16 protein-coding genes are annotated in these 17122 nt (G+C 67.0%); 12 read left to right on the top strand and 4 right to left on the bottom strand.

Annotated elements, in window-relative coordinates; translation table 11 throughout:
• Positions 1 to 25 precede the first annotated feature (25 nt).
• From GGR46_RS13375 to GGR46_RS13385, 3 genes are all read right to left on the bottom strand, one after another.
• Entirely contained in the window at positions 26 to 1273 is a 1248-nt protein-coding gene (locus GGR46_RS13375; RefSeq protein WP_183998437.1) for an MFS transporter, read from the bottom strand.
• A complete protein-coding gene (locus tag GGR46_RS13380; protein WP_183998438.1) occupies positions 1270 to 2022 on the bottom strand; it encodes a phytanoyl-CoA dioxygenase family protein in 753 nt (250 codons plus the stop codon). The genes GGR46_RS13375 and GGR46_RS13380 overlap by 4 nt, the downstream gene beginning before the upstream one ends.
• A 120-nt stretch (positions 2023 to 2142) precedes the next feature.
• Entirely contained in the window at positions 2143 to 3198 is a 1056-nt protein-coding gene (locus GGR46_RS13385; protein ID WP_183998439.1) for an LLM class flavin-dependent oxidoreductase, read from the bottom strand.
• Between the two features lie 92 nt (positions 3199 to 3290).
• Here GGR46_RS13385 and GGR46_RS13390 point away from each other — a divergent pair, with 92 nt between their 5' ends.
• Positions 3291 to 4379, top strand: a complete 1089-nt coding sequence (locus GGR46_RS13390) for a Gfo/Idh/MocA family protein (RefSeq protein WP_183998440.1) — start codon at positions 3291 to 3293, stop codon at positions 4377 to 4379.
• A gap of 12 nt (positions 4380 to 4391) precedes the next feature.
• Here GGR46_RS13390 and GGR46_RS13395 read toward each other — a convergent pair whose 3' ends face one another.
• On the bottom strand, positions 4392 to 5390 hold the full coding sequence (locus GGR46_RS13395; protein ID WP_183998441.1) for a LacI family DNA-binding transcriptional regulator: 999 nt from the start codon (positions 5388 to 5390) through the stop codon (positions 4392 to 4394).
• 186 nt (positions 5391 to 5576) lie between these two features.
• Between GGR46_RS13395 and GGR46_RS13400 the strand changes: the two genes are divergently transcribed.
• From GGR46_RS13400 to GGR46_RS13450, 11 genes are all read left to right on the top strand, one after another.
• Complete coding sequence (locus GGR46_RS13400; RefSeq protein ID WP_246426073.1) at positions 5577 to 6770, top strand: MFS transporter; 1194 nt, start codon at positions 5577 to 5579, stop codon at positions 6768 to 6770.
• Complete coding sequence (locus GGR46_RS13405) at positions 6767 to 7831, top strand: sugar phosphate isomerase/epimerase family protein (RefSeq protein WP_183998442.1); 1065 nt, start codon at positions 6767 to 6769, stop codon at positions 7829 to 7831. Before GGR46_RS13400 ends, GGR46_RS13405 begins: the two co-directional genes overlap by 4 nt.
• A gap of 34 nt (positions 7832 to 7865) precedes the next feature.
• Positions 7866 to 9014, top strand: a complete 1149-nt coding sequence (locus tag GGR46_RS13410; RefSeq protein WP_183998443.1) for a Gfo/Idh/MocA family protein — start codon at positions 7866 to 7868, stop codon at positions 9012 to 9014.
• Positions 9011 to 9400 (top strand): c-type cytochrome, encoded by a 390-nt coding sequence (locus GGR46_RS13415; RefSeq protein WP_183998444.1) that lies wholly within the window; start codon positions 9011 to 9013, stop codon positions 9398 to 9400. Before GGR46_RS13410 ends, GGR46_RS13415 begins: the two co-directional genes overlap by 4 nt.
• Positions 9397 to 10335: a hydroxypyruvate isomerase family protein gene (locus GGR46_RS13420; protein ID WP_343058152.1), complete on the top strand. Its 939-nt coding sequence runs from the start codon at positions 9397 to 9399 to the stop codon at positions 10333 to 10335. The genes GGR46_RS13415 and GGR46_RS13420 overlap by 4 nt, the downstream gene beginning before the upstream one ends.
• Complete coding sequence (locus GGR46_RS13425) at positions 10332 to 11153, top strand: 3-keto-disaccharide hydrolase (RefSeq protein WP_246426074.1); 822 nt, start codon at positions 10332 to 10334, stop codon at positions 11151 to 11153. The genes GGR46_RS13420 and GGR46_RS13425 overlap by 4 nt, the downstream gene beginning before the upstream one ends.
• Positions 11150 to 11719, top strand: coding sequence for a gluconate 2-dehydrogenase subunit 3 family protein (locus GGR46_RS13430; RefSeq protein ID WP_183998445.1), 570 nt, complete (start codon positions 11150 to 11152; stop codon positions 11717 to 11719). The genes GGR46_RS13425 and GGR46_RS13430 overlap by 4 nt, the downstream gene beginning before the upstream one ends.
• Positions 11719 to 12561 (top strand): sugar phosphate isomerase/epimerase family protein, encoded by an 843-nt coding sequence (locus GGR46_RS13435; protein WP_246426075.1) that lies wholly within the window; start codon positions 11719 to 11721, stop codon positions 12559 to 12561. The genes GGR46_RS13430 and GGR46_RS13435 overlap by 1 nt, the downstream gene beginning before the upstream one ends.
• A gap of 22 nt (positions 12562 to 12583) precedes the next feature.
• Complete coding sequence (locus GGR46_RS13440) at positions 12584 to 14260, top strand: GMC family oxidoreductase (protein WP_183998447.1); 1677 nt, start codon at positions 12584 to 12586, stop codon at positions 14258 to 14260.
• A 228-nt stretch (positions 14261 to 14488) separates the two neighbouring features.
• A complete protein-coding gene (locus tag GGR46_RS13445) occupies positions 14489 to 14629 on the top strand; it encodes a hypothetical protein (RefSeq protein WP_183998448.1) in 141 nt (46 codons plus the stop codon).
• Positions 14630 to 14726: 97 nt separating this feature from the next.
• Positions 14727 to 17114 (top strand): GH92 family glycosyl hydrolase, encoded by a 2388-nt coding sequence (locus GGR46_RS13450; RefSeq protein ID WP_183998449.1) that lies wholly within the window; start codon positions 14727 to 14729, stop codon positions 17112 to 17114.
• Positions 17115 to 17122: the final 8 nt, after the last annotated feature.

Raw genomic sequence — 17122 nt, forward strand, 5'->3', positions numbered from 1 at the left:
AGTTGTGCGTGCTGCGGAAAGCGTATCAATGCGCCACAACGACCTCTGCCCCGGCATCGGGCTCGGCGCGCCGGATGCGCGGCAGCAGCAGATGGATCCAGCCGAGCGCGAGCAGATAGGAGATGCTGGCGAACAGGAAGAGCGGCAGATAGCCGAGCCCTGCGGCCAGCACCGCGCCCGCCACCTTCACGATCACCATGCCGCCGATATTGCCGCAAAAGGCACCGAAGGCAGTCACCCGGCCGACCTTTGCGCGCGGCGTCAGGTCGGCGATCGTCGCGAACAGGGTGGTCGAGAAGGCCTGGTGCCCTGCCATGGTCAGCGCGAGGATCGCCGTCGCCTGCCACAATTCGCCGGTGTAGAGCGCCAGCGGCACCGGCAGTACCAGCAGGCCGGAAACCAGCATCGCGCCCTTGCGCACCCGGTCCAGTTCCCATCCGCGCACCAGCAGCCGGCTGGCGAGCGTGCCGGCGACCATCGCGCCGATCGCCGATCCGGTATAGGCGATCGCGAGCGGCGGACCGAGCGCGGTGCCCTCCAGGCCGAACTGGCGGTGGAAGAAGTCCGGCATCCAGAACAGCATCAGCCACCAGGTGGAGTCCGACAGGATCTTGGCGACGGCGATCGCCCAGGTGCGGCGCTCCCTGAGGATCGGGCCATAGACCGGTGCGTCCGCCTCGGCGGCAGGGGCGGCGGTGTCCCCGAACTCCACGCCGCGGACCGCGAGCAGCCAGGCACCCGCCCAGACCAGGCCGACCACGCCGGCGAACACGAACGCCGCGCGCCAGCCATAGCCGGCGGCGAGCAGCGGGATGAGCAGGGGCGCGAGGATGCCGCCGAAGCTGTTGACGCCGTTGCCGATGCCATAGCCGGTCGAGCGCAGATGCGGCGGGAAGATCGTCGCGATCGTCTTGATGCCGCTGGGCGTGCCCATCGCCTCGGTTGCGCCCAGCGCCGCGCGGACAAAGGCGAACTGGCCCATCGTCGCAGCCCAGGCATGGCCGATCGCCGCGACGCTCCATGCCGCCACGCCGAGCGGATTGGCCCATTTGACGCCGGCCTTGTCGACGATCCAGCCGGTGAACAGGAAGGCGACCGCCGCCGATCCCTGGAACCAGGCGGCGAGCGTGCCATAATCATTGTCGCTCCAGCCGAGATCGGCCGAGATCACCGGCTTGAGCACCGAGATGATCTGGCGATCGACCAGGTTGAGGATGCCCGCCACCAGCAGCAGCGCGAACAAGGCCCAGCGGCGCCCCGGCGACAGCGTCATGCGAAGCTCACCTGGCGGCCGCCCTGGACGAGCGGGATGGCGTTGCGGCGCAGCTGCTTCGTCCCGGGGTTGAGCATCGCCTCGGCCGTGTACTGCGCGAGATAGACGCGCCTTGGCCTGTCGGTGCGGTTGGTGCCGGTCGCGTGCAGCGTCAGGCTGGAGAAGGCGACGATGCTGCCCGCCGGCACTTCGATCGCGACGCTTTCCGCTTCATCGACTTCGGCGGCCAGGTCGTTGCTGCCCTCGCGCTTCGCATGGGGAACGATGCCGCGCAGATGGCTGCCCGGCACCACGCGTACCGTGCCATTGTCGATCGTCGCATCGTCGAGCGGGCACCAGCAGGTGAGATAGGGCAGGTGGTCCGCCGGACCGCCATAGCCGACGACATAGCCCGAATCCTGGTGCCAGCTGAACGGCAGGCCACCCTCGGGGCCCTTCACGACATATTGGTCGAAGAAGAAATAGGCGGTGTCGCCGAGCGTCGCCCGGCACAGCTCGGCCATTTGCGGGCTGAACAGCATGCGCCGCAGGGCGGGCTGCTCGCGCTGGCATTCATTGGCGAAATAGCGCCGGCCGCGATGGCTGATGCCGAGCGTATCGGTGCCGGCGGCGTCCATCCGCGCGACTTCCCGCGCGACAAAGGCATCGCACTGCGCGCGCAGCAATTCGAGCAGCTCGCCCTTCAGCACCCCATCGAACACGGCATAGCCCTGTTCCGCGAACTGCTCTGACTGGCGCGCATAGCTCATGGGGCGGATGCTAGGCTGCGCCGGCCGCGGGGCCACCAAGAAAATCTATCAATCCCTAGTTGTATGGTGGGGATTGCGTGGAGGGCTGTGGGAGGGAGAGGCGGGAGCGGAGCGATTGGCTTATCCCAGTGGCCCGTGATCGAGCCGGGGCAGGACGTGGCGGGCGAACAGATCGGCCTCGGCGGCGTGGGGATAGCCCGACAGGATGAACGCCTCGATCCCTTCCGCCTGATAGGCCTGGAGCTTGGCGAGCACCTGGTCCGGATCGCCGACGATCGCCGCGCCGCAGCCGGAGCGGGCCCGGCCGATCCCGGTCCAGAGATTGTCTTCGACATATTCGCCGCCCGCCGCCTCGCGCAGCTCCGCCTGGCGGCGCACGCCCGCCGAGCTGCTGTCGAGCGAGTTGGCGCGGATCCGGGCGCCGGTGCCGGCATCGAGATGCGACACGAGGCGGTCGGCGGCGGCGCGGGCTTCCTCCTCGGTCTCGCGCACCACGACATGGACGCGGTAGCCGAAGCGCAGGCTGCGGCTCTCCCTGGCGGCGCGGGCGCGCAGATCGGCGATCGTCTCGCGTACCGCCGGCAGCGTGTCCGGCCACATCAGATAGACGTCCGCGCCCTTGGCAGCGGCGTCGCGCGCGGCTTCGGAGAGTCCGCCGAAATAGAATTGGGGCGCGCGGCCCGACACCGGGGCGATGCGCGGCGGCTTGAGCTTGAGGTTCCAGAACGCGCCCTCATGGTCGAGCGGCTCGCCGTTGAGCAGCGTGCGCAGGATCTCCATCGCCTCGACCGTTCGGGCGTAGCGCGGCGCGCTGTCCAGGGTTTCGCCAGGCAGGTCGCTCGAGATGATGTTGATCGCCAGCCTGCCGCCCAGCATCTGATCGATCGTCGCGATCTGGCGGGCGAGCTGGGGCGGCCAGTTCTCCCCGATCCGGACCGCCATCAGCAGGCGGATGCGCCGGACCCAGGTGGCGATCGCGGCGGCGAAGGCCGTGGTGTCGATGCCTAGCGCATAGCCCGAGGGGAGCAGGATATTGTCGAAGCCGAGGCTTTCGGCCTGGAGCGCGATGTCGCGGCAATGTTCCCAGCTGGACTGGAGCCTGGGTTCGGGTACGCCCAGGAACTCGTAATCGTCGTCGCACAGCGCGGAGAACCAGCTGACTTCACACTTGGCCATAGAAAATCTTCTCCCGTCGTCCGCCGCGCTACTCTTGCGCTCGTTCGGCGGTTCGCGCCAAGAAGTTTAATCCCAGCATTGGCATAGGAATTATGGTCGAGACAATCCGCTACGGCATCGTTGGCACCGGCATGATGGGCTGCGAGCATATCCGCAACATCCGCCTGATTCCGGGCGCGCAGATCACGGCCATCGCCGATCCGGTCGAGGCGTCGCTGGGCTGGGCCGATGCCTTTCTGGGGGAGGCGCGGCCCGCCCGGTTCCGATCGGTCGAGGAACTGGCGGAGAAGGGCGAGATCGACGCCGTCGTCATCGCTTCGCCGAACAACACCCACCGGCAGGTCCTGCAGCCGCTGTTCGATCGGGGCGTGGCGATCCTGTGCGAGAAGCCGCTGGCCACCACGATCGAGGATGCGCGCTGGATCGTCGAGCAGGCCGAAGGTCGCGCCGCGCCGTTCTGGACCGGCATGGAATATCGCTACATGCCGCCGGTCGCGCGCTTCGTCGAGCAGGTCCATGGCGGCCGCGTCGGCAAGCTGCAGATGGTCTCGATGCGCGAGCATCGCTTCCCGTTCCTCCCCAAGGTCGGCGACTGGAACCGCTTCTCGCGCAACACCGGCGGGACGATGGTCGAGAAATGCTGCCACTTCTTCGACCTGATGCGGCTGATCACCCGCAGCGAGGCGGTGCGCGTCTATTGCTCCGGCGCGATGGACGTGAACCACCGCGACGAACGCTATGACGGCGAGACGCCCGACATCATCGACAACAGCTTCACCATCGTCGATTTCGCCGATGGCACGCGGGCGATGCTCGACCTGTGCATGTTCGCCGAGGGCGTGGAGCATCAGGAAGAGATATCGGCGACCGGCGACCGCGCCCGGCTCGACGTCCTGGTGCCGCCGGGCGAGCTGGTCTTCTCGCCGCGTGTGCCGCTGCGTGCGCCGAAGCAGGTGGAGCGCGAACTGGTGCGCGTCGACGAAGTCGCGATGGCGGCGGGTTCGCATCACGGCGCGACCTTCCACCAGCACGAGGCCTTTGCCCGGGCGGTGCGCGGGGAGGGCAAGGTCGAGGTCTCGGCGCGGGACGGGCTGCAGGCGGTGGCGATCGGTGCCGCGGCGGAACGCAGCGCGCGCGAGGGCCGGGCGGTGGAACTGCGCGAGATACTGGGCGAAGGCTGAGCCGGCGGGCGGCTAGCCGATCAGCCTGGTGCTGGATCGGACGACGAGCTCGTGCGGCAGGGTGATCTGGCTCACCGGGCTGTCGCCGCCCTGCAATATGTTCACGAGCAGCTCGACCGCCTGCTGGCCGATGCGCCCCTTGGGCTGGGCGATGGTGGTGAGGCCGGGCTGGAAGAAGCGGGCGAGCGGCAGGTCGTCGAAGCCGATGACCGAGATGTCATCCGGGCACGAGAGGCCCGCCTGGCGGATTGCGCTGATTGCCCCCATCGCCATTTCGTCGCTGAAGCAGAACAACCCGGTCACGCCCTGCGCGACGAGGTCCGGGACATGGTCGGCGGACGACTGGGCGGAATAGTCGCCGACGCGGACCTGCAGCCGGTCGCGAAGGCCATGGCGTTCGGCCGCCTGCATCGCGCCGGCGAGGCGATCGCGGCTGATCGGGCTGACATGCGGGCCGGTGACGAGGCCGATGTCGTGATGCCCCAGTCCGATGAGATGCTCGACCGCGTCGCAGCCGGCGGCGGCATTGTCGATGTGCACGCTCGGCACGCCGATATCGGGGCTGTACTCGCAGCCATTGACCACGGGCGCGCGGGCGCCCTGCATCGCCATCAGCGGGCGCAGATTGTCCGGCAGGCGATGGCCGAGGAAGATCAGCCCGTCGACCTCGCGGCTGGACAGCATGTCGGCATATTGATCCTCGATCGACGGATCGTGCCGCGTATCGCCGACGACGACCGCATAGCCGGCATCGCGCGCCGCTTCCTCCGCGCCGCGAATCACGCTGGCGAAGAAGGGGTTGGAGATGTCGGGGACGGTCACGAGGATCTTGGCGGCGCGAAGTGTGCGCAGCGTGCGGGCGGCGACGTTCGGCTTGTAGCCCAGCGACTCGACCACCTCGAGCACGCGCCGGCGAGTCGCCTCGGCGACGCGGTCGGGGTGGCTCATGACGCGCGAGACGGTGGCCGTGGAGACGCCCGCCATCGCGGCGACCTGGATGATGGTCGGCATTGACATCGATGTAACTCGTTACACGGTCCTGTCGAGCGATGTAATCCTTTACATCGACTTTCGACCTGCGTAGCCTGAGTCCCGGCAAGCAGGAAAACTGCAGCGGAAAAATGGGAGAGGGGCTTCATGGCCACGTTGGGCAATGATGCGCTTGCGGCATCGCAGCGTCCGGTATCGGGGCTGCTCATGGGGCGCCTCAGCGCGCTCATGTTCATGCAGTTCTTCGTCTGGGGCGCGTGGAACGTCACGCTCGGCCTGGTCATGCAGACCGTCGGCATCGGCAGCCTGATCGCCAATGCCTTCTCGGTCGGCCCGATCGCCTCGATTGCGGGATCCTTCCTGCTCGGCATGGCGGCGACGCGCTATCTGAGCCCCAAGGCGCTGATGGTGATCCTGCACCTGGTCGGCGGCGCGATCCTGCTGGTGATGCCCGCGCTGGTGACGCCGGAGAATGGCACCACCTTCGTCTGGGTCCTGCTCGGCTACATGGTCCTCTACATGCCGACCGTGGGCCTGGCGAACACGATCGCACTGAAGAGCTTCGGCGAGCGCGCGGACCGCTTCCCCTTCGTCCGCGCCTTCGGCACGCTGGGCTGGATCGTCGCGGGCCTGATCATCGGCTGGGTCGGCCTGTCGGCGAGCCCGGAGATCTTCCGCGTCGCCGCGATCGTCTCGATCGCGCTCGGCCTCTACAGCCTGACACTGCCCAACGTCGCCCCCGACGCGCCACGTGACGAGAGCCTGGTGCGCCAGGTGCTGTGCGTCGAGGCGTTCGGCCTGATGCGGCAGCGCTCCTATCTGATCTTCATCCTGGCGGCGACGCTGATCTCGGTCCCGCTGGCGATGTACTATGCCTATGCCTCGGCCTATCTCGGCGTGGCGGGCATCCAGAATGTCGGCGGCACCATGGCGATCGGGCAGATGTCCGAGCTGGTGTTCATGTTCTCCATGCCCTGGCTGTACCGCCGCTTCGGGGTGAAGCCGCTGCTGCTGGTCGGCATGATCGCCTGGGCGCTGCGCTATGCGCTGTTCGCGATCGGCGACGGCGGGAGTTCGCTCTGGGCGATCTATCTCGGCGTGGCGCTGCACGGCGTGTGCTACGACTTCTTCTTCGTCGCCGGCGCGATCTATACCGGCACCATCGCCTCGCCCAAGGGCGTCAACGCCCAGGCGCAGGGCATGCTGACCCTGTTCACCTACGGCGTCGGCATGCTGCTCGGCTCACAGATCGGCGGGCTGCTCTACGCGCAGCTGCCCCAGGCCTCGACCATCGCCGACTGGCACCAGATGTGGTGGTACCCGGCGATCGCCGCCGCCGTCATCGCCGTGCTGTTCCAGCTCTTCTTCCGCGACGACAGCCGGACGGAGGCCGCAGCATGAAGGCGATGAAGGGTCCCGCGATCTTCCTGGCCCAGTTCCTGGGCGACACCGCGCCGTTCGACACGCTCGACGGCCTTGCGGAATGGGCCGGTGCGCTCGGCTATGTCGGCGTCCAGATCCCCTGCGATCCACGGCTGATCGACTTGAAACTGGCGGCCGAGAGCAAGGCCTATTGCGACGACCTGCGCGGCCGGCTCGCCAAATTCGGCGTCGAGCCGACCGAGCTTTCGACCCACCTGCAGGGCCAGCTCGTCGCCGTGCATCCGGCCTATGACCAGCTGTTCGACGGCTTCGCCCCGGCCGAGCTGCACGGCAAGCCGGCCGAGCGCCAGGCCTGGGCGGTAGAGCAGGTCAAGCTCGCCGCACGGGCAAGCGCCAATCTCGGGCTTAACGCCCATGCGACCTTCTCGGGCGCGCTCGCCTGGCCCTATGTCTATCCCTGGCCGCAGCGGCCGGCGGGACTGGTCGAGGAAGCGTTCGCCGAGCTCGCGCGGCGCTGGATTCCTATCCTCGACGTGTTCGAGGAAGCGGGCATCGACTGCGCCTATGAAATCCATCCCGGCGAGGACATTCATGACGGCGCGACCTGGGAACGGTTCCTCGCGGCGGTCGGCAACCATCCCCGCGCGCGCATCCTGTTCGACCCGTCGCACTATGTGCTGCAGCAGCTCGACTATCTCGACTTCATCGACCGCTATCACGACCGGATCTCGTGCTTCCACGTCAAGGATGCCGAGTTCAATCCGACCGGGCGGACCGGCGTCTATGGCGGCTATGAGAGCTGGGTGAACCGCGCCGGCCGCTTCCGCTCGCTGGGCGACGGCCAGGTCGATTTCGTCGGCATCTTCAGCAAGATGGCGCAATATGGCTATGCCGGCTGGGCGGTGCTCGAATGGGAGTGTGCGCTCAAGCGGTCCGAGGACGGCGCGCGCGAAGGCGCTCCGTTCATCCGGGATCACATCATCCGCGTAACCGACCGGCCCTTTGACGACTTCGCGGCGAGCGGCGTCGATCGGGCGGCGATCCGCGCGCTGCTGGGGCTTTCGCCGCAGCAAGACTGAACTCGAACTCGTCGGTTGAGGGGATAGGCGTTCCATGGTTCGACACGCGCTTCGGCTCGGCATGGTTGGCGGCGGGGAGGGTGCCTTTATCGGCGCGGTCCACCGCATGGCCGCGGCGCTGGACGGCGACTGGCGGCTCGTGGCGGGCGCGTTCAGCACCGATGCCGGGCGCAATCAGCGGACCGGCGACGCGCTCGGCCTGGCATCGCAGCGTGTCTATGCCTCGTTCGACGCGATGCTCGCGGGCGAACGGGAGCTGCCCGAGAGCGAGCGGATCGATGCGGTTGCCGTCGTGACGCCCAATCATCTCCACGCCCCGATGGCGATAGCCGCGCTGAATGCCGGCTTCCACGTCTTCTGCGAGAAGCCGATGGCGATGAGCGTGGCCGAGGCTGAGGCAATTGCTAACGCCGCGCGGGCAAGCGGCAGGCACTTCGCGCTGGCCTTCACCTATAGCGGCTATCCGCTGGTCGAGGAGGCGCGGGCGCGTATCGCGCGCGGCGACCTGGGCGCGATCCGGCTCGTCCAGGTCGAATATCTCCAGGGCTGGCTCAGCCTCCCCATCGACAGCGCCGGCAACAAGCAGGCCGAATGGCGCACCGATCCGGCGCGTGCCGGGCTTGGTGGCTGCCTGGGCGATATCGGCACGCACGCCTTCCAGCTTGCGGAGCGTGTTTCCGGGCTGCGGGTGGAGACGGTATCCGCCGAGCTGACCACCCATGTGGCGGGCCGCAGGCTCGACGACGACGTCAGCGCGCTGCTGCGCTTCGCCGGCGGGGCGCGCGGCGTGCTCAAGGCGAGCCAGGTGGCGGCGGGCGAAGAGAATGGGCTCAAGCTGCGCATCCATGGCGAGCGCGGCGGCCTGGAATGGGCGCAGATGGAGCCCAACACGCTCACGCTGCGCTGGCTCGATCGGCCGGCCGAGATACTGCGCGCCGGCGGGCCGGGACTTCAGGAGAGCGCGACAAGGCTTCAGCGCACCCCATCGGGCCATCCCGAGGGCTATATCGAGGCCTTTGCCAACCTCTATCGCGCCTTTGCCGCAGCGATCCGCGGCGGTGGCGACCGCTGGTTCCCCGGCGTCGCCGATGGACTTCGAACAATGCGTTTCATCGAGGCCGTCATCGCCAATGCGGCGGCGGACCAGAAATGGACAATGGTTGATCCGGGAGAGAAAGAATGAAGCTTCTCGTGTGCCTGGGAGCGTTGAGCGTCGCTGCGGCGGCCCAGTTCTTCGCCAGCGTACCCACTGTCGCCCAGACCGCGGCCCCCGCGCCGCCGCCGGCGTTCAATGCCTGCCGTGCCTGCCATACGGTGGAGAAGGGCGGCAAGAACGGCGTCGGGCCCAATCTCTACGGCGTGGTCGGGCGGACTGCCGGCACGACGCCGGGTTTCAATTACTCGCCGGCGATGAAGGCGTCGAAGCTGCGCTGGGATGAGGCGACGCTCAACGAGTATCTCGCCGGGCCGGGCAAGAAGGTCCCCGGATCGCGGATGCCGATCGGGATGCCCGATCCGGCGAAGCGTGCCGCGATCATCGCCTATCTCAAGGCGGGAAGCGGCAAGTGACCGGCGCCGTCACGCGTAGGACGGTGCTCGCCGCGGGTACGGTGGGCGCGGCGTCATCGGCGATGGCGATGGGCGGAAGCAAGGGTAGCCAGGGCTCGAACGCCGCGCGCTTCTCGCTTGGCTATGCCCCGCACGAGGGCAGCTTCGCCAGCCGCGGCGACCTGTTCGAGCAGATCGCCTATGCCGCCGACCAGGGCTTCACCGCCTGGGAGGACAATGAGGCGCGCAGCCGGTCGGTGGCCGATCAGGAGAAGATGGCCAAGGCCTTTGCCCAGCGCGGCATGAAGATGGGCGTGTTCGTCGCCAGCATGCCGAAATGGGCGCAGTCGCGGCCGCTGCTCGGCGGCAATGACGATGCCGAGCGCGAGGCGTTCCTCGCCGATATCCGCACCTCGATCGATGTCGCCAAGCGGCTCAATGCCACGCGCATGACGGTGGTCACCGGCTTCCTCGATCAGAAGGTGCCGCTCGACATCCAGACCGCGCGGGTCATCGACGTGATGCGCAAGGCCGGCGACATCGTCGCGCCGCACGGGATCGCGATGGTGATGGAGCCGCTGAACACGCGGACCAACCATCCGGGCGTGTACATGCAGACGATCGCGCAGGGCTTCGCGGTGGCGCGCGGGGTGAACAGCCCGGCGGTGAAGATCCTGGCGGACCTCTATCACGAGCAGATCCAGTCGGGGAACCTGATCCCCGCGCTGGAGATGTGCTGGAGCGAGGTCGGCTATATCCAGTTCGGCGACAATCCGGGCCGCAACGAACCCGGCACCGGCGAGATCAACTATGCCTCGGTCGTTCGCTGGCTCCGTGCGCGACGCTATGACGGGGTGATCGGCATGGAGCATGGCAATTCGGTGAAGGGGCGCGCCGGCGAGGACCGCCTGATCGCCGCCTATCGCAAGATCGATTCACAGGGAGAGGGACTATGACGCGCATGCGCATGGCGGGATATGCTGCCGCCGGCCTGATCGCGATCACGGGCGCATTCGCCTTCGCGCAGCAGAAGCCGGGCTTCAAGGACACGCCGCAGCTGCCGGGCGGCCAGTGGTTGGTCCATGATGCGGACCGGCCTGCGCCCACGGTGACCACGCCGGCGGCGGCGCCGGGTGGTGCACCTTCGGACGCGATCGTGCTCGCGCCCGATGCGTGGCAGGCGGAAGCTGCGCCCTGGCAGGTGGCGGGCGGCGTGATGACGGTACCGGCGCGCGCGCAGGGCGCCAAGGAGAGCAATCTCGTCTCGAAGCAGAGCTTCGGCGACGTCCAGCTCCATCTCGAGTTCCGCTCGCCCAATCCGCCCAAGGGCACGTCCCAGGACCGTGGCAACAGCGGCGTCTGGTTCATGCAGCGCTACGAGGTGCAGGTCCTCGATGGCTATCAGAACCCGACCTATGCCGACGGGACGGTCGGCGCGGTCTATGGCTGGAAGCCGCCGCTGGTGAATGCCGTGCGCAAGCCCGGTGAATGGCAGAGCTACGACATCGTGTTCGAACGGCCGCGCTTCGCGGCGGACGGGAAGCTGGTGCGTCCCGCCTATGTCACTGCCTTCCTGAACGGGGTGCTGGTGCAGAACCACCAGGCGCTGCTCGGCACCACGATCTACCGCAAGGTCGCCAGCTACCAGGCGCATGGCGATGCGGCGCCGCTGCAGCTGCAGGACCATGGCTCGCCGGTCTCGTTCCGTAACATCTGGGTGCGCCCGCTGCCCGAGGCGGCGATCGCCCAGGACCTTCCGGGAGGTGCCAAGTGATCGATCGCAGAACTGCGCTTGCCGGCGTCGTCGGCATGTTCGGCGCCGCGGCCTTCGCGCCGCTCGCTCGCGCTGCCCAGTTGGGCAAGGCGTCGGGCATCCCGGTGATCAGCGAGGGGCCGCCGAGCGTGGCGGTGTTCAACCCCGCCCAGCGCGCGCTGATGACCGCACTCAGCGAGCGCATCCTGCCGACGACCGATACACCGGGCGCCATTGCCGCCGGCGTGCCGGCATTCATCGAGAAGATGCTGGCCGATTGGGCGCGGCCGACGGACCGGGTGCCGATCCTCGCCGGGCTCGACGCGATCGAGGCCCGCAGCCAGCAGGATTACAAGGTCGCGGGCGCGCAGGCGACCGCGGAGCAGCAGGATGCGCTGCTCACCCTGGCGATGAACGGCCAGCTGCCCTCGGGCGGCGTGTTCTTCGAGGCGTTCCGCCAGCTCGTCCTCGCCGGCTACTACACGTCCGAGATCGGCATCACGCAGGAGCGTGAATATCTGCCGGTGCCGGGCGAGTACAACGGCGAGTTCCTCTATTCCCAGGTCAACAAGGTGTATTCCGCATGATGATCAGCCGTAGAAACCTGCTCGCTGGCGCGGGCGGCGTCGCCGCGCTTTCCCTTGCCGACCTGGCGATCGCGCCGGCCTTCGCCGCGCAGCTGGGGGCGATCGGGATCCAGCTCTACACGGTCCGCGACATCTTCCAGAAGGATCCGGTCGGCACGCTCGAGCAGATCGCGCGGATCGGTTATCGCGAGGTAGAGTTCGGTGGGGGCGGCTATGACGCCATGGACCACGCGCTGCTGCGCAAGACCATGGACCGGCTCGGCCTCAAATCGCCGTCGCTGCACATCGGCTATGACGCGCTGCTCGGCCAGTTCGACAAGTCGGTGACGATGGCGAAGACGCTCGGCGCCGATACGGTGGTGCTGCCCTACATGACTGACGAACACCGCACCGAGCAGGGCTGGAGCGCGGCGCTGCCGAACTTCAATCGCTTCGCCAAGGACCTGAAAAAGGCCGGGCTCGGCTTCGCCTATCACAACCATGATTTCGAGTTCACGACGAAGCCGGGTGGCGTCAGCCTGTACGAGCGGTTCCTCAAGGAGACCGATCCCGCGCTGGTGAAGGTCGAGCTCGATCTCTACTGGGCGGCGCATGCCGGCGAGGATCCCGGCGCGTGGATCGATCGCCTGTCGAAGCGGCTCTATGCCTATCACGTCAAGGACATGCGTGCCGATCGCAGCATGACCGCGGTGGGGCAGGGGACGATTGATTTCGCGGGGCTCTTCAAGCGCAAGGGCAGCGCGGGCGTTCGCCACTTCTATGTCGAGAACGACCAGGCGCCCGCGCCTTATCTGCCCGACATCACCACCAGCTTCCAGACGCTGCGCGCGCTGCGTTTCTGATCAGTTTTCGGGAGGGAAGAACATGGCTTCGACCAACAGGTTCGATGCGATCGTCATCGGCTCCGGCGTAAGCGGCGGGTTCGCCGCCAAGGAGCTCACCGAGAAGGGCCTGCGCGTCCTCATGCTCGACCGCGGCGTGATGGTCGAGCATGGCGAGGGCTATGCCTATGACGGCAAGCCCGCCTATGAGGTCCCGGCGCGCAACATGATGCCGCCCGGCCTGCGCGACAGCGACTATTTCATCGCCAAGCACGGCTATGTCCAGCCGAGCAACCGGGCCTTCTACAATGACGACCGGCTCAACCCCTATGCCTTTGACGAGGGCAGCAAATTCTACTGGATCCGGCCCGGTGCGGTCGGCGGCAAGTCGCTGATCTGGGGGCGGTGGAGCTTCCGCTGGAGCCCGGCCGATTTCGAGGCGAACAAGCGCGACGGGATCGATGGCGACTGGCCGATCCGCTATGACGACCTCGCGCCTTGGTACAGCTATGTCGAGAAATATATCGGCGTGTCCGGCTCGCGCGAGAACCTGCCCTATCTGCCGGACAGCGAATTCCAGCCGCCGATGCCGATGAACATCGCCGAGAAGTGGCTCAAGCAACGGCTCGAGACCGAGTTCCCCGGCCGCAAGCTGATCAACACCCGCCTGTCCAACATGACCGAGGACAAGCCCGAGCAGAACCGGACCAAGTGCCAGTTCCGCAACCAGTGCGGCAATGGCTGCTCGTTCGGTGCCTATTTCTCGACCCAGGCGGTGACGCTGCCGGCGGCGCGGGCGACCGGGCGGCTGACGCTGCGCGCGGACGCGGTGGTGACCAACCTCGAATATGACGCGGCGAAGAAGCGCGTCACCGGGGTCCGGTTCATCGATGCGAAGACCGGGCAGGCGGAAGTGGTCAATGCCGGGCTGGTGTTCCTCTGCGCCTCGGCCATGGCGTCGAACCAGATCCTGCTCAACTCGCGGCCGGCGGGCAGTGGCCGCAGCCATTTCGACAGCAGCGGGACGCTCGGCAAATATGTGATGGACCACATCTTCCGGGTGTCGATCGACGGCGACATCCCGGGGATGGACGAATATATCGAATATGGCCGCCGGCCCGGCGGCGTCTACATCCCCCGCTTCCGCAACAATGGCGGCGACGAGGGCGTCGGCTTCAAGCGCGGCTATGGCTATCAGGGCAGCGCGCGGCGCGAGCCGGCGCCGCCGGTGGGATTCGGAGCTTCGATGAAGCACGGGATGCGCAAATATAGCGGGTGGAAGTTCGGCATGGGCGCGTTCGGCGAATGCCTGCCCTATGAGGACAACCACGTGTCGTTGCATGCCGACAAGGTCGACCGTTTCGGGGTGCCGCTGATGCGCTTCGACGTGCGCTTCCGCGAGAACGAGCTGCGGATGATGGCGGATGCGCGGACGCAGGGCGAGGCGATGCTCAAGGCGGCGGGGCTGACCAACGTCACGAGCAGCGAAGGCGATCACGTGCCCGGCGACGCCATCCACGAGATGGGCGGCGCGCGCATGGGCGCCGATCCGCGTTCCTCGGTGCTGAACAAGTGGAGTCAGGCGCACGACGCCACAAATCTCTACGTCACCGACGGCGCACAGATGGCCTCGGTCTCCTGCGTAAACCCGTCTCTCACCTTCATGGCGCTGACTGCGCGTGCCGCCGATCACGCGGTCAAGCAACTCGCCAGCGGGTGAGGGTGCTGCCTCAGGCCTTCGCGACGCCGCCAGATGGGGCGCTAGAAGGCTTGTCCATCGACTGATCCGTGCCGGTTCGCTTCCATGAGGCGGGCCGGCACGAACGTATCGGGGTGCCATATCGCGGCGCCGAATCCCGCGCGTCCTTTGCGGGAATGTCTCCGTGATCCGATTCTTCGCGGCGTGTTGGAAATTCGATCGAATTGACCCGCGAAACCGGCGACGAAAATGATCGCCGAAACGCATTTTTGCATCGATCTGATTTATCAGGAAATTTGGCTGAAACCCGTGCCTGCGCGCGTTGCCGGGGTGTGTCCAGCTGTTGCTCGACGCGCGCGCCGCACAGCCAGAATGCCGCAGTTCATTTGACAAAATGATTTATTTAATCAACATCACGACTCGTGACCGCCAGCATAGGCGGCATGCGAAAGACGGGCGGTGCAGGCCGCCTAATTGGAGAGGGTGAATGGGGGTTTCCAACCCGCGGCCCAAGGATCGCGCGCGTCATATTGCAACGCGCGTCATCGCGCTGGCCGGTGCTGCTTCGCTGTTGGGTATCGCGTCTGCCATCGCGCAGACTTCCGGGAATACGGCGGAGGATCGTGCGCCCGTTGATGTCGCCAATCCGTTGGTGGGCACGGCGCCGCTCGACAAGCCCGAATTCATCGGCAACGCGCCGCCTGCGGGCGAGCCGCTCTATTCCGGTTTGACTTCGCCCGGCGCACGACTGCCGCACAGTGCGGTCGAGGCCGCGCCGGTCAATTCGAATGTCGAGCTGAGCTATCCCTGGGGCGTTGCCACCCCGTATTATTATACCAATCCCACGATGATCGGTTTCACCGGCGGCGGCGGCCCGACCTATGGCGCGCGCGCAACGCCGATGCTGATGCCGATCGTCGGCGATTGGACGGTGCCGCCAGTCTATACCGAAGCCTGGTACGACAAGGCGCATGAGATCGCAGCGCCGGGCTATTATTCGGTGTTCCTCGACAGCTTCAAGACGAAGGTGGAGCTGACCGCGACCCAGGCGACGTCGCTGATGCGCTTCACCTTCCCGGCGACCGAGCGTGCGCACGTCATCCTGAACCTGCAGGGGCGCGGCGGCCAGGTCGAAGTGGTCGGCGACCGGACGGTGCGCGGCATCATCGGCGCGAACCGCGACAATGATGCGCGCGACGGAAGCTATTTCGTCGCGGAGTTCTCAAAGCCGTTCAAGCGCTTCGGCACATTCCGCAAGGCGCCGGGCGATGCCCGCGGCTATGGCATCGGCGACAAGGACGTGCAGCCGGATACCCGGCAGATCGAAGGCGCGTTCGCTGGCAGCTATGCCGATTTCACGACGCGTGACGGCGAGCAGGTGCTGATCCGGATCGCCTATGGTCCGAGCTACGAAGCGGCCACGAAGCGACTGCGCGAGGAGAGCCCGGACTGGAATTTCGACCGCATTCGCGGTGCGGCGCGCGCCGAATGGGCGAAGCTGCTCGACCGCGTGCAGGTTAGCGGCGGTACCGAGAAGCAGCGGATGCTGTTCTACTCGACGTTGTTCCAGTCCTTCGCCAGCCCGCGGCTGGTGGCGCGCAAGGGCGAGCATTTCACCGATACGAACGGCAAGACCCAGGTCGCCAGCTATGATCGCTACGGCCCGGTGCCCTTCTGGGATACCGGCCGCAACCAGATCGTGCTGCTCGAACTGCTCGAGCCCGAGGTTACCCGCGACGTGATGCAGTCCGAGTTGGACATGGCCCGCGAACGCGGGTTCATGAACACCTCGTTCCACGGCGACAATGCCGTGTTCCTCTATCTCGGCGCGATGCGGCGCGGCATCGAGTTCGATTATCCGGCCGCCTACGCGTATCTGCGCAAGAACGCGCTGGACCCCAAGGGGCCGCGCCACTTCCTCGACGAATATATGGCGCGCGGCTGGATCTCGGACGTGGTGCCGGATCGCAACCCGAGCCCGCCGCATGCCGATGGCAAGGCGGGTGCTGCCAAGACGCTGGAATATGCCTGGGACGACGCCGCGCTCGCCGATATGGCCGAGCGGCTGGGCAACCCGCAGGACGCCGCGCTGTTCCGCAAGCGGTCAGGCAACTGGCGCAACGTGTTCGACCGTTCGATCGGCTTCGTCCGGGGGCGGACCGAAGACGGCAAGTGGTTCACGCCCTTCGATCCGGCCGAGCCCTATTACAACCACATGATGAAGGAGGCCTCGGGCTGGTCGACCCTGTGGCTGGTGCCGCAGGACGTGCAGGGGCTGATCACCGCGCTGGGTGGCCGGGCCGCGTTCAACGCCAAGCTCGATGAATTCTTCACCAAGCCGTACAACCCCACGGGCATCTGTCGCGACTGCACCGGGGTGATCGGCCAATATGTGCAGGGCAACCAGCCCGACCAGCAGGCGCCGTATCTCTATGCCTGGAGCGGCCAGCCCTGGAAGACGCAGGAACTGTCGCGCCGCATCCTGCGCGATCTCTATGGCAGCGATGCCGCCGGCTATGGCTATCCCGGCATGGACGACCAAGGGGCGACCTCGTCCTGGTACGTGCTGAGCGCGATGGGCTTCTACACGGTCGATCCGTCGAGCGACGTCTATGTGCTGGGCAGCCCGATCTTCGATCGCGCCGCGCTCAAGATGGGCAATGGCAAGACGTTCGAGATCGTCGCGAAGAACAATTCGGCGGCGAACCTCTACATCCAGTCCGCCACGCTGAACGGCAAGAAATGGACCAGGCCCTGGTTCCGCCACGCCGACATCGCGAACGGCGCCGTGCTGGAGCTGACCATGGGCGCGAAGCCCAATCCGGCCTGGGGCAGCAGCCCGGCCGATGCGCCGCCTTCGCTGAGCCGGCACTGAGGAACTTG

This window comes from Sphingomonas kyeonggiensis (genome assembly GCF_014196745.1).
Classification (GTDB): Bacteria; Pseudomonadota; Alphaproteobacteria; order Sphingomonadales; family Sphingomonadaceae; genus Sphingomonas; species Sphingomonas kyeonggiensis.

Coding starts and splice junctions, on each gene's coding strand:
- GGR46_RS13375 (WP_183998437.1), bottom strand. CDS start 1,273: ATGACGCTGTCGCCGGGGCGCCGCTGGGCCTTGTTCGCGCTGCTGCTG.
- GGR46_RS13380 (WP_183998438.1), bottom strand. CDS start 2,022: ATGAGCTATGCGCGCCAGTCAGAGCAGTTCGCGGAACAGGGCTATGCC.
- GGR46_RS13385 (WP_183998439.1), bottom strand. CDS start 3,198: ATGGCCAAGTGTGAAGTCAGCTGGTTCTCCGCGCTGTGCGACGACGAT.
- GGR46_RS13390 (WP_183998440.1), top strand. CDS start 3,291: ATGGTCGAGACAATCCGCTACGGCATCGTTGGCACCGGCATGATGGGC.
- GGR46_RS13395 (WP_183998441.1), bottom strand. CDS start 5,390: ATGCCGACCATCATCCAGGTCGCCGCGATGGCGGGCGTCTCCACGGCC.
- GGR46_RS13400 (WP_246426073.1), top strand. CDS start 5,577: ATGGGGCGCCTCAGCGCGCTCATGTTCATGCAGTTCTTCGTCTGGGGC.
- GGR46_RS13405 (WP_183998442.1), top strand. CDS start 6,767: ATGAAGGCGATGAAGGGTCCCGCGATCTTCCTGGCCCAGTTCCTGGGC.
- GGR46_RS13410 (WP_183998443.1), top strand. CDS start 7,866: ATGGTTCGACACGCGCTTCGGCTCGGCATGGTTGGCGGCGGGGAGGGT.
- GGR46_RS13415 (WP_183998444.1), top strand. CDS start 9,011: ATGAAGCTTCTCGTGTGCCTGGGAGCGTTGAGCGTCGCTGCGGCGGCC.
- GGR46_RS13425 (WP_246426074.1), top strand. CDS start 10,332: ATGACGCGCATGCGCATGGCGGGATATGCTGCCGCCGGCCTGATCGCG.
- GGR46_RS13435 (WP_246426075.1), top strand. CDS start 11,719: ATGATCAGCCGTAGAAACCTGCTCGCTGGCGCGGGCGGCGTCGCCGCG.
- GGR46_RS13440 (WP_183998447.1), top strand. CDS start 12,584: ATGGCTTCGACCAACAGGTTCGATGCGATCGTCATCGGCTCCGGCGTA.
- GGR46_RS13445 (WP_183998448.1), top strand. CDS start 14,489: ATGATCGCCGAAACGCATTTTTGCATCGATCTGATTTATCAGGAAATT.
- GGR46_RS13450 (WP_183998449.1), top strand. CDS start 14,727: ATGGGGGTTTCCAACCCGCGGCCCAAGGATCGCGCGCGTCATATTGCA.